The 10,375-nt window shown below is 69.6% G+C and carries 8 protein-coding genes and 2 pseudogenes; 2 read left to right on the forward strand and 8 right to left on the reverse strand.

Features of this window, described 5'->3' with window-relative positions; translation table 11 throughout:
- The 8 genes and pseudogenes from Q2100_RS22340 to Q2100_RS22375 all read right to left on the reverse strand — a co-directional run.
- Positions 1–637 (reverse strand): annotated as a pseudogene (locus tag Q2100_RS22340) (hypothetical protein); the annotation flags it as partial.
- Positions 634–1,398, reverse strand: coding sequence for an SDR family NAD(P)-dependent oxidoreductase (locus tag Q2100_RS22345; protein ID WP_302915816.1), 765 nt, complete (start codon positions 1,396–1,398; stop codon positions 634–636). The pseudogene Q2100_RS22340 and the gene Q2100_RS22345, both read right to left, overlap by 4 nt.
- Complete coding sequence (locus Q2100_RS22350) at positions 1,395–3,722, reverse strand: CaiB/BaiF CoA transferase family protein (protein ID WP_302915817.1); 2,328 nt, start codon at positions 3,720–3,722, stop codon at positions 1,395–1,397. Before Q2100_RS22350 ends, Q2100_RS22345 begins: the two co-directional genes overlap by 4 nt.
- 5 nt (positions 3,723–3,727) lie before the next feature.
- Complete coding sequence (locus tag Q2100_RS22355; protein WP_264013222.1) at positions 3,728–4,699, reverse strand: enoyl-CoA hydratase/isomerase family protein; 972 nt, start codon at positions 4,697–4,699, stop codon at positions 3,728–3,730.
- Between the two features lie 33 nt (positions 4,700–4,732).
- Complete coding sequence (locus Q2100_RS22360) at positions 4,733–5,569, reverse strand: mycofactocin-coupled SDR family oxidoreductase (protein WP_302915821.1); 837 nt, start codon at positions 5,567–5,569, stop codon at positions 4,733–4,735.
- Positions 5,566–6,795 (reverse strand): cytochrome P450, encoded by a 1,230-nt coding sequence (locus tag Q2100_RS22365; protein ID WP_302915818.1) that lies wholly within the window; start codon positions 6,793–6,795, stop codon positions 5,566–5,568. The genes Q2100_RS22360 and Q2100_RS22365 overlap by 4 nt, the downstream gene beginning before the upstream one ends.
- Positions 6,796–6,925: 130 nt before the next feature.
- Positions 6,926–8,941 carry an NADPH-dependent 2,4-dienoyl-CoA reductase gene (locus Q2100_RS22370; protein ID WP_302915819.1) on the reverse strand — a complete coding sequence of 672 codons (2,016 nt, stop codon included), beginning with the start codon at positions 8,939–8,941 and terminating at the stop codon, positions 6,926–6,928.
- Complete coding sequence (locus Q2100_RS22375) at positions 8,938–9,507, reverse strand: PadR family transcriptional regulator (protein WP_264013219.1); 570 nt, start codon at positions 9,505–9,507, stop codon at positions 8,938–8,940. The genes Q2100_RS22370 and Q2100_RS22375 overlap by 4 nt, the downstream gene beginning before the upstream one ends.
- 304 nt (positions 9,508–9,811) lie before the next feature.
- Here Q2100_RS22375 and fdxA point away from each other — a divergent pair, with 304 nt between their 5' ends.
- Together fdxA and Q2100_RS22385 are read left to right on the forward strand one after the other, a co-directional pair.
- Positions 9,812–10,135, forward strand: a complete 324-nt coding sequence (fdxA, locus tag Q2100_RS22380) for a ferredoxin (RefSeq protein ID WP_302915820.1) — start codon at positions 9,812–9,814, stop codon at positions 10,133–10,135.
- Between the two features lie 41 nt (positions 10,136–10,176).
- Positions 10,177–10,375 (forward strand): annotated as a pseudogene (locus Q2100_RS22385) (succinyldiaminopimelate transaminase); the annotation flags it as partial.

Here is a 10,375-nt window from a genome sequence, read left to right on the forward strand (position 1 = left end):
GGCGGTCGGCGGTCAGCGGCGCCGGTTCGCCGACGGCGGCGGCCTTGAGGTCGACGGGGAACGACTCGGTGAGATCGGCGGGCAGCACCCCGGACCTGTGCGCGCCGACGAGCCGGGCCAGCGCCGTCAGCAGCGCACGGTAGTGCTCCTGCGGCGACGGCAGCTCGTCGTCGCGGCACTTGTGGTGCTGCGGCTCGATGCCGTTGCGGCCGAACGCGATCCGCTCGGTGATCAGCACGCCGGTGCCGGTGTCGCCGTGGTAGTCGGCGAACATGGTGCGCGGCACCGCGATCGGGAAGCCGGGTGCCTGGGCGAGCGTGGCGAAGGTGACCTCGGCGGCCATCTGCGTCCTGCCGTGGTCACGTACCGGATCGTCGAAGTCGCGGGAGAACTTCACGAACAGTGCCGTGGGTGGTCCGGATCGGAGGTACTCCACGTCCAGCGACGCCTTGCGCCCGGTGCTGCCGCCGGGCACCTCGTCGCAGCCGACGACGCGGACGACCCGGTTGCCGGCGTCCAGCGCCCCCGCCGCCCGGAAGGCCTCGGTGAGGAACGCGGGGCCGCCGTCACGCAGGGCGGCGATGTGGGCGGGGAACGCGATCCCGAGGTGGTCGCCGGTGGGCCAGGCGCCGGTCACCACGTCTGCTCGGCGGCGCGCACCAACATGTGGTTGACGGCCACCCGGCGGTCTCGCGTCACCATGTAGGTCACCGCGTCGGCGACGTCCTCGGGCCGCAGTTTCACCATCCCGGCGGTGCGCTGCTCGATCGCCGCGCGGGACTCGGCGGGCAGGTGGTCGTTGATCTCGGTGTCGACCGTGCCGGGCCCGACGACTCCGACGCGGACCCGGCTGCCGATGAGTTCCTGCCGCAGTCCCTCGTTGAATGCGTTGACGCCGAACTTCGTCAACGAGTACACCGCGGTGCCGGGCCGGGCCACCCACCCCGCGGTCGAACTGACCGTGACGACGTCGGCCACACCGCGCGGCGAGTCGGCGGCGGCGTCGATGAGGTGCGGCAGCGCGGCACGCGTCGCGTACAGCACGCCCTGGACGTTGACGGTGACCAGGTCGTCCCAGTCGTCGAGGGAGGCCGCGGCCGCCTCGCCCGTGCGGATCAGGCCGGCGTTGTTCACCAGGATGTCGAGTCTGCCCCACCGGGACACCGCCGCGGCCACAGCGGCCGTGACCTGTTCCTTGTCGGACACGTCGGCGGGCACGGGCAGCGCGCTGCCTCCGTCGGCCTCGATGGCCGCGGCGACCTCCGCGAGCCGGTCGGCGCGGCGGGCCAGCAGGGCGACCGCGGCACCCTGGGCGGCCAGCATCCGCGCCGTCGCCGCGCCGATGCCGCTGCTGGCGCCGGTCACCAGGGCCACGGTGCCCGCCAGTGCTGCTGTCATCGCATCTCCTGCGCGCCGAGGATGTCATCGAACACGTAGTCATTGTGCTCGCCTAGGTCGGGTGCGCCGTGTTCGATGCGGGCGGGGTCGCGGGCCATCCGCCACGACGGCCCCAGCACCGGCCGCGCGCCTTCGCGGTGGTCGGTCACGATGCGGTATAGGCCGCGCTCCCAGAGGCGTTCGTCACCGATCACGTCGAGCGCCGTCGCGCTCTTGGCGGCCGGAACCCCCGCGTCGTGCAGGCGTCGCGCCAGCGGCGCGGCGTCCAGGCCGCTGGTGATGCGGGCCAGTTCGGCATCCAGTGCGGCGGCATGGCGCAGGCGGTCCGTGGTGGTGCGGTACCGCTCGTCGGCGGCGAGGTCGGCCGCGCCCAGCGCGGCGCACAGTGCCGACCACTCGGCGTCACCGGCGACGGCGATGCTGACCCAGTCGCCGCCGGTGCACGGGTAGCAGCCGTGCGGCGCCATGTCGGGGTGCCGGTTGCCCTCCGGTGTGGGCACCCGTCCGGTCAGGTCGTGGGCGAGCAGGGTGTCGCCGATCATCGACGACAGCACCTCGACCGCGGACACGTCGACGAACTGTCCCTCGCCGGTGCGTTCGCGGTGCAGCAGTGCCGCCACGGCGGCGAGGGCGGCGGCGGCGCCGACCGTGGAATCGCCGTAGCGCATGCTGGCGCCCAGTGGCGGGCCGCCCTCGTAGCCCACCAGCGAGGCGAGGCCCGCCAGTGCGGCGAAGCACGGCGCGTAGCCGGTCTGGTAGCCGAGCGGACCGTCGTTGCCCCACATCTTGATCGACACCGAGATGATGTCCGGCCTGACGGCCGTTAGGTCTCGGTAGCCGAGGCCCTGGCGTTCCATCGCGCCCGGCCGCAGATTGTTGAGCACGATGTCGCTGCGCGCGATCAGGTCACGCAGCCGCGCCATCCCGTCGGGGGTCTTGATGTCGAGGTCGACGCTGAGGATCTCGGGGTTGATGCTCAGGAAGTAGGGGGCGTGGTTGACGTCGGTGCCGCCGTAGGCCCGCATCTCCTCCGGCCGGGCGGCGCTCTCGACCTTGATCACCTCGGCGCCGAGGAACGCCAGCAGCTTCCCGGCATACGGGCCGGCCCACACCTTGGTCAGCTCGACGACGCGCACCCCCGCCAGTGGACCACCGCGCTCCGTCGCCGGCGGCGCGTGCACGGGTGCCGGCCGGACGGTTCGCCGCTCGCCCAGCACCTCGGAAGTGTGGCGGCCGAGAGCCGGTGCCGCGCAGGTGATGTCTGCCGGTGACGCGCTCATCAGGTAGGGGACCGTGGGGTGCCGGCCGACGCCGAGGACCGGATGTGTCACGTCGCGGAAGAAGCCGCGGTGACGGTACTGCGGCGAGCGGTGCAGATCGTCGGCGTCGTTCACGGGCACCAGTGGCACACCGGCGCGCTGCGCCTGCTCGGCTACCGTCTCCCGGCGTCGATCGCGGATCCAGCCGGCGAAGCCGCGGTGGAAGGTGGCGACCTTCTCGGCGGTCACGGAGAACTCCAGCCAGTCCTCATCGAAGTCGTCCAGCCATGCCGGGTGGTCCATCAGCACCTTGAGGTTCGCCCAGTGGGTGCCGCTGGTCATGTACAGGTAGACATGTCCGTCGGCGCAGGCGAAGAACGACGCCGGGCCCTGCTGGTCGAAGTCGTCGCGGGTGTTCTCCGGTGCGATCTCGCCGCTGAGGAACCTGCCGAGGATGCAGTCGGCGCGTGACACGAGCACGGCCTGCTGCGAGATGTCGACGAATTCACCTGCCCCGCAGCGTGGTCGGGAGTACAGGCATGCGGCGACGCACATCGCCGCGTCCAGCCCGGCCTCGTAGTCGGTGAGCAGCCGGCCCGGCGCCTGAAGCGGTGGTCTGGCCGGGTCGGCGTGGCTGGGTGTGTGGAAGCCCCAGCCGCTGCTGTGAAACACGGTGCTGCTGCGCGCATTCTGCGCAGCGGGTGACGCGCCGCGGCCGTACGCCGTCACCGAACAGAACACCACCGCCGGGTGGCGCCGGTACGCCTCGGCGGCCCACTCGGGATCGTGGTCGTCGATGACGGCGTCGGCCGAGGCGACGAGGGCGTCCACGGCCTCGGCGTCGGTGATGCGATCGAGGACGACGGATCGCTTGTTGGTGTTCAGGTAGGCGAACACCACACTCTCGCCGTCGATCAGGGGTGCCATGGCCCGGGTGGGGCTGCCCCGCCCGGGCCGTTCGACCTTCACCACGTCGGCGCCGAAGTCGGCGAGCAGCTTGCCGCAGTACTCGCCGGCCACCGACTCGGCGAGTTCGACGATCCGCAGGCCCTTCAGCGCCGACATGGCGGTCAGGGCTTGGCGCGGCCCGAGCGGCTCAGCCGCCACTCCGGCGGGAAGTTCATGTCGTTGTCCTTGACGACGTTGTTGAGTCCCTTCTCGAAGGTGCCGCCGGTGAGGTCGACCTCGTTGTCGCGGTCGTTGGTGATCATCGGCAGCATGCCCTCGACCATTCCGGTCAGCAGGCTGCCCATGTATTCGCCCTTGTGCTGCTTGTAGATCTCGAGGAACGTCTTCTGCACCGCGACGGTGTCGGTGGGCCGGGACTTCGAGCACGCCATCGCGTACTTGAGGGTCTCCGCCTCGAGGTCCTCGCGCGGCACCACGCTGTTGATGAAGCCGCAGTCGTACATCTCTTTGGCGCTGAACGGCCTACCGGTGAAGAGCATCTCGGAGAACTTGCGCAGTCCCATGGTCTCGGCCCACCACCACAGCCGCGGTCCCCAGCCGACGTAGCGGAACGCCGGATGGCCGAACAGCGCGTCGTCGGACGAGATCACCAGGTCGGCGTCACCGGCCTGGTAGAAGTGCCAGCCGTAGCAGTAGCCCTTGGCCTCGATGATGCTGACCTTGCGGAGCTCCTGCAGCGGACGGTTCCCCGCCGGCGCCTTGGCGTAGAAGTCGGTGACCGTCGACAGGTAGCGGTAGGAGCCGCCGGGCGGGTACTTGACGCTGTCGTCGTTGATGGCCAGCTCGTGCGGCAGCGGCATACCGGGATTCTCGATCATCCCGCGCTGTTCCGGCAGGTCGCCACCACTGCCGAAATCGTCGCCCTCGCCGCGGATCACGACCACCTTGACGTCGTCGTCGACATTGCACTTGTGGATGATGTCGGCGTAGTTCTGGCGCATGCCCAGCGTCGTGGAGTTGAGCTCCTCGGGCCGGTTGAAGGTGATGTAGGCGATGCGGTTCTTGATGTCCTTCTCGAACTTGATGTACTGCTCGGCTTCCTTCTTCAGCTCTTCGTAGTCGAATTCAGGCATGGGTGTCTCCGCTCACTATTGGGGTTCAATCGGTTACTTGAGTAAGCAGCCCGCATCAACGGGCAGCTGAACACCTGTGACGTAACGGGATTCGTCAGAGGCGAGGAACAACACGGCGTTGCTGACGTCCTCGGGTTCCACCCACGGGATTGGCAGCGTGTGCATCATCTGGGAGATCGGCGCGAAGTCCTCCGGCCCCGGGTTCTCCTTGTGCGGTGCGAACAACCGGAAGGTGGCGTCGTTGATCGCCATGGGCGTGTTGACCTGTGTCGGATGTATCGAGTTGACCCGGATCGAATGCCGGCCGAGCTCGACGGCGAAGGTCCGCATCAGGCCGACGACGCCGTGCTTGGCGGCGATGTAGTGGCCGGTGTGCGGGTGAGCCTTCATGCCGCCCACGGAGCTGGTCAGGATGATCGATCCGCCCCTTGCGCCGGAGAGCACGTGCGGCACCGCGGCTTTGACGGTGTGCCAGACGCCGGTGAGGTTGATGTCGATCATGTCCTGCCAGATGTGTTCCCGCAGCTTGTGTAGTTTGTTGCCGGCGTTGCCGATGCCCGCGTTGGCCACCACGATGTCGAGGCGGCCGAGCTGGTCGACACCGTCGGCGAGGGCGGCCGCCAGCGCGTCGTAGTCGCGGACGTCGACCTCCGCGGCGACGATGCGCCGGCCCCGGGCCTCGACGAGGGCCACCGTCTCGGCGAGATCGGCGGGCGTGGATGCGGGATAGACGACGTCGTCGACGGCCCTGCAGATGTCGACCGCGATGATGTCGGCGCCCTCCTGCGCCAGGCGCACGGCGTGGCTGCGGCCCTGCCCGCGCGCCGCGCCGGTGATGAACGCGACCTTGCCTTCGACCCGGCCCGTCATGGCAGCAGCGCCGGCATCGATTCCCACCCGCGCACCGTCGACGTCGGGCTGAGTTCGGAGTCGGTGAGGTCGACCTCCCATTCCGGGAAGCGGTCGAGGATCTCGTCGAGCGCGATCCGGCCCTCGAGCCGGGCGAGCGCGTTGCCGAGGCAGAAGTGTGTGCCGACGCCGAATCCGACGTGCTGGTGGGGTTCGCGATGGATGTCGAACGACTCGCTGTCGGGTCCGAACCGGCGCGGGTCGCGGTTGGCGGCGCCGAGCAGCATCATCATCGCGCTGCCTGCCGGAACGGTGTGCCCGTGGTACTCGACGTCGCGGGTGACGTATCGGCTGATGTGCGGGGCGGGTGGTTCGAAGCGCACCAGCTCCTCGATGGCGGCGGGCAGCAGCGTCCGGTTGGCGACCAGGGTGCGGCGCTGGTCGGGGTGTTCGGCGAGCACCTTGCCGGCCCAGCCGAGCAGCCGGGTGGTGGTCTCGGCGCCCGCGGTGGCGATCACCTGGAGGTACAGCAGGAGTTCGTCGCGCCGGAGCCGCCGGGTGGCCCCCGTCTCGTCGGCGAACTCGGCGGTGAGCAGTTCGGTCATGATGTCGTCGGACGGGTGCTCGGCGCGCCAGTCGATGTAGGAGGCGAACACCTCGCCGGTGGCGATGGCGCCGTCGGGGTTCTCGGTCATCTTGCCGCCGCGTCCGGTGCGCAGAGTGGAGTCGCCGTGGTCGACGACGTGCTGCTGGTCGGCCTCCGGGATGCCCAGCAGCATGCCGATCACCCGCATCGGCATCTGCGCGCCGAGGTCCTTGACGAAGTCGAAGCGGCCCGTCCCGACCAGCGGGTCGAGGCAGCCTGCGGTGAACTCACGGATCTTCGGTTCCAGCGCGCTGACCTTGCGGGGGGTGAAGATCCGTGACAGCAGCTTGCGGTGGATGTTGTGGATCGGCGGGTCCTCGAAGATCAGCGTGCCGGGCGGGATCTCCATCCCGGACTGGATGATCTCGAGCACCGCGCCGCGGGCCGAGCTGAAGGTCTCGTGGTCGATCAGGGCGGCGTCGACGTCGTCGAAGCGGCTGAGTGCGTAGAAGTCGTGCCGGTCGTTGCGGTAGAGCGGCATCTCCTCGCGGATCCGGGCGAACATCGGGTACGGGTCGAGGTTGAGCGCCACGTCGTAGGGGTCGTAGTGGATGTCCGGTCGGGCCCCGTCCAGGACGCCGTCCTCGGTGCTGACTGACACGAGATCCCGCCTTTCCCTGCGGGTTCCACACGCCGATGAGCGGTGCCGACGTGGAACCTCCGCCAGTTTGGCAGGCGGGGCGCGGCTTTCGGGCGATTTACACTTTTCGCTTAAGTCGTCCGCTCACCGGCTAGAGGCGGGCGGCCAGTTCGGTGCCCTGGCGGATCGCCCGCTTGGCGTCCAGTTCGGCGGCGAGCGCGGCGCCGCCGATCACGTGCGGTTCGACGCCGCGGCCGCGCAGACCGTGCTCGAGATCGCGCACCGACTCCTGGCCCGCGCAGATCACCACGGTCTCGACGGCGAGCAGCCGGGCGTCGAGGCGCTTGGGGCCGAAGGTGATGTGCAGTCCCTCGTCGTCGATCCGCTCGTAGTTGACGCTCGACAGCTGCTGCACGCCTTTGGCTTTGAGCGATGCGCGATGCACCCAGCCGCTGGTCTTGCCGAGCCGGCGGCCCTGCGCGCCCTCGGTGCGTTGCAGCAAATACACCTCGCGGACCGCCGGCGCGGGGATCGGGGTCACCACGGCGCCGCGGGCCTCTTGCGGGTCCGCCGCACCCCACTCGGCCTTCCACTCCTTGAGGTTCAGCGTCGCCGACTCGTCGGTCACGAGGAACTCGCTGACGTCGAACCCGATGCCGCCGGCGCCGACCACCGCGACCGATCTGCCGACCGGCCTGGCGCCGGTGATCGCCTCGGCGTAGGACAGCACCTTGGGGTGGTCGATGCCCGGGATCTCGGGGATGCGCGGCGTCACCCCGGTGGCCAGCACCACCTCGTCGAACGACGCGAGGTCGTCGACACCTGCCCGGGTGCGCAACCGGACGTCGACGCCGTTCTTGGCGAGCATCGTGGCGTAGTAGCGCAGCGTCTCGGTGAACTCCTCCTTGCCCGGTATCCGCCTGGCCAGGTCGAACTGGCCGCCGACCGCGTCGCCCGCCTCGAACAGCGTGACCCGGTGCCCGCGTTGAGCGGCCGCGACGGCGGTGGCCATGCCTGCCGGTCCGGCGCCGACGACGGCCACCCGCTTGGCCCGTCGCGTCGGGCTCAGCACCAGTTCGGTCTCCCGGCCGGCCACGGGGTTGAGCAGGCAGGACACCTTCTTGTGCACGAACGCGTGGTCCAGGCAGGCCTGGTTGCAGGCGATGCAGGTGTTGATCTCGGCGGCGGCGTCCCCGGCGGCCTTGTTCACCCAGTCGGGGTCCGACAGCAGTGGGCGCGCCATGGACACCAACTGGACGTGGGTGTCGGTGAGGATCTGCTCGGCGGCGTGGGGCATGTTGATCCGATTCGATGCGACCACCGGGACGCTCACGTGTTCGGCCAGTGCGCTGCTGATGTCGACGAACGCGCCGCTGGGCACCGACGTGACGATGGTGGGCACCCGCGCCTCGTGCCAGCCGAAGCCGGAGTTGATGATCGTCGCCCCGGCGGCCTCCACCTCGGTGGCGAGCGCGACGATCTCGTCCCAGCTCTGGCCGTCTTCGACGTAGTCGGCCATCGACATCCGGTAGCAGATGATGAAGTCCTCGCCGACCGCGCGTCGGGTGCGCCGGACGATCTCCACCGGGAACCGGCGGCGCTTCTCGGGGCTGCCGCCCCAGGCGTCGGAGCGTCTGTTGGTGCGCGGCGCCAGGAACTGGTTGAGCAGATATCCCTCGCTGCCCATGATCTCGACACCGTCGTAGCCGGCCTCCCTGGCGCGCAGCGCACAGCGGACGAAGTCGTCGATGGTGCCGTCGACATCGCGCAGCGCCCGCGGCCGGAACGGGTTGATCGGCGCCTTGACGGCCGACGCGCTCACCGAGAACGGGTGGTACGCATAGCGGCCCGCATGCAGGATCTGCAGCAGGATCTTGCCGTCGTGCTCGTGCACCGCCGCGGTGACGTCGCGGTGCCTGCGCGCTTCGGACGACGACGTCAGCTGGGACGCGAACGGCAGCAGCCAGCCGGTGCGGTTGGGTGCATAGCCGCCGGTGATGATGAGTCCGACGCCGCCACGGGCACGTTCGGCGAAGTAGGCGGCGAGCTTGCCGATGTCGCGGGCCCGGTCTTCGAGGCCGGTGTGCATCGATCCCATCACCACGCGGTTGCGCAGGGTGGTGAAGCCGAGGTCCAGTGGCGACAGCAGCGTCGGGTACGGCGTCATCGGGTCTCCTCGGTTTCGCGCGTCAGGGCGGTGCCCACCTCGTCGAGCCAGTCGATGGCGCTCTCCTCGGCGCGGATGCCGCCGCGCAGCACCAGGTGCTGGTGCAGCGCACTGCCGGTGAGGCGGGTCGGGTCGGGGAACTGGCGTTTCTCGAACATGCGGTAGGTGTCGAGCAACGCCGCACGTTCGGTGCGCAGCGCGGCGACCTGGTCCCGCAGCGCCGCCACGTCGCCGTGGCTCGCGGCGCGGACCTTCACGGCGAGGTCGCGGGTGCGGTTGTCGGCGACCGAGCCGCCGCGTCCGGTCAGCGGCGCGGCGATCCAGCGGGCGAGTTCCGCGCGGCCCTCCTCGGACACGGTGTAGACCTTCTTGTCCGGCCTGCCCTGCTGCACCACGGGGGTGACGTGCACCCAGCCGTTCTCCTCGAGCGTGCGCAGTGTCCGGTAGATCTGCTGGTGGGTCGCGGACCAGAAGTAGCCGATGGAGCGGTCGAAGCGGCGGGCCAGCTCGTAACCCGAACCGCTCTGCTCGCACAGCGACACCAGGATCGCGTGGGGAAGTGCCACCTGCGCACCGTAGAACGCCGGCCGTTCATATGCAACTGAGTGCACAGCACCCGAGTGCATAGGAGAGCGCCGCTGAGCGATCGTCCAGCAGTTGGGTACGAGGGGTGGTGTCGCGACTAGGCACTTGTATGTGCGACGTCTAGTATCAGTAACCACGCGCCACCCGTAAGGGCGGCGCGTGAAGTTAGGGCACACTGAGACGAACGTCCAGGTATCGCTCCTTCATACTTGCGGCGAACTCTCAGGGCCCGACACATACCGCAGCCCAACTGGACATTCAGACAGGAAGACTGAGGAGACCCCGGTGACGTACACGATTGCCGAACCCTGCGTCGACATCAAAGACAAGGCGTGCATCGAGGAATGCCCTGTCGACTGCATCTACGAGGGCGCACGCATGCTGTACATCCACCCGGACGAGTGCGTCGACTGTGGCGCATGCGAGCCGGTCTGCCCCGTGGAGGCGATCTACTACGAGGACGACGTCCCCGACCAGTGGAGCCAGTACACCCAGATCAACTCCGACTTCTTCAGCGAACTCGGTTCGCCGGGCGGCGCCTCCAAGGTCGGCCAGACCGACAACGACCCCGCGGCGGTCAAGGAGATGCCACCGCAGGGTGAGGGCTGATCACGTCGACTGACGCGGCTCGCGAGCGGGCCCGGCATCGGGTGTCGGCGACACTGCCGACCTTTCCGTGGGACACGCTGTCCGCGGCGACCGCGCAGGCGCGGGCGCACGCCGGCGGCCTGGTGGACCTCTCCGTCGGCACGCCCGTCGATCCGGTGGCACCCGTCATCCGCGACGCACTGGTCGCCGGCAGCGCGGCGCCGGGATACCCGACCACCGCGGGCCGTCCGGAGCTGCGGG

The sequence above is a fragment of the Mycolicibacterium arseniciresistens genome (assembly GCF_030519285.1).
Taxonomy (GTDB): domain Bacteria; phylum Actinomycetota; class Actinomycetes; order Mycobacteriales; family Mycobacteriaceae; genus Mycobacterium; species Mycobacterium arseniciresistens.

Coding starts and splice junctions, on each gene's coding strand:
- Q2100_RS22345 (WP_302915816.1), bottom strand. CDS start 1,398: ATGACAGCAGCACTGGCGGGCACCGTGGCCCTGGTGACCGGCGCCAGC.
- Q2100_RS22350 (WP_302915817.1), bottom strand. CDS start 3,722: ATGTCGGCGCTGAAGGGCCTGCGGATCGTCGAACTCGCCGAGTCGGTG.
- Q2100_RS22355 (WP_264013222.1), bottom strand. CDS start 4,699: ATGCCTGAATTCGACTACGAAGAGCTGAAGAAGGAAGCCGAGCAGTAC.
- Q2100_RS22360 (WP_302915821.1), bottom strand. CDS start 5,569: ATGACGGGCCGGGTCGAAGGCAAGGTCGCGTTCATCACCGGCGCGGCG.
- Q2100_RS22370 (WP_302915819.1), bottom strand. CDS start 8,941: ATGACGCCGTACCCGACGCTGCTGTCGCCACTGGACCTCGGCTTCACC.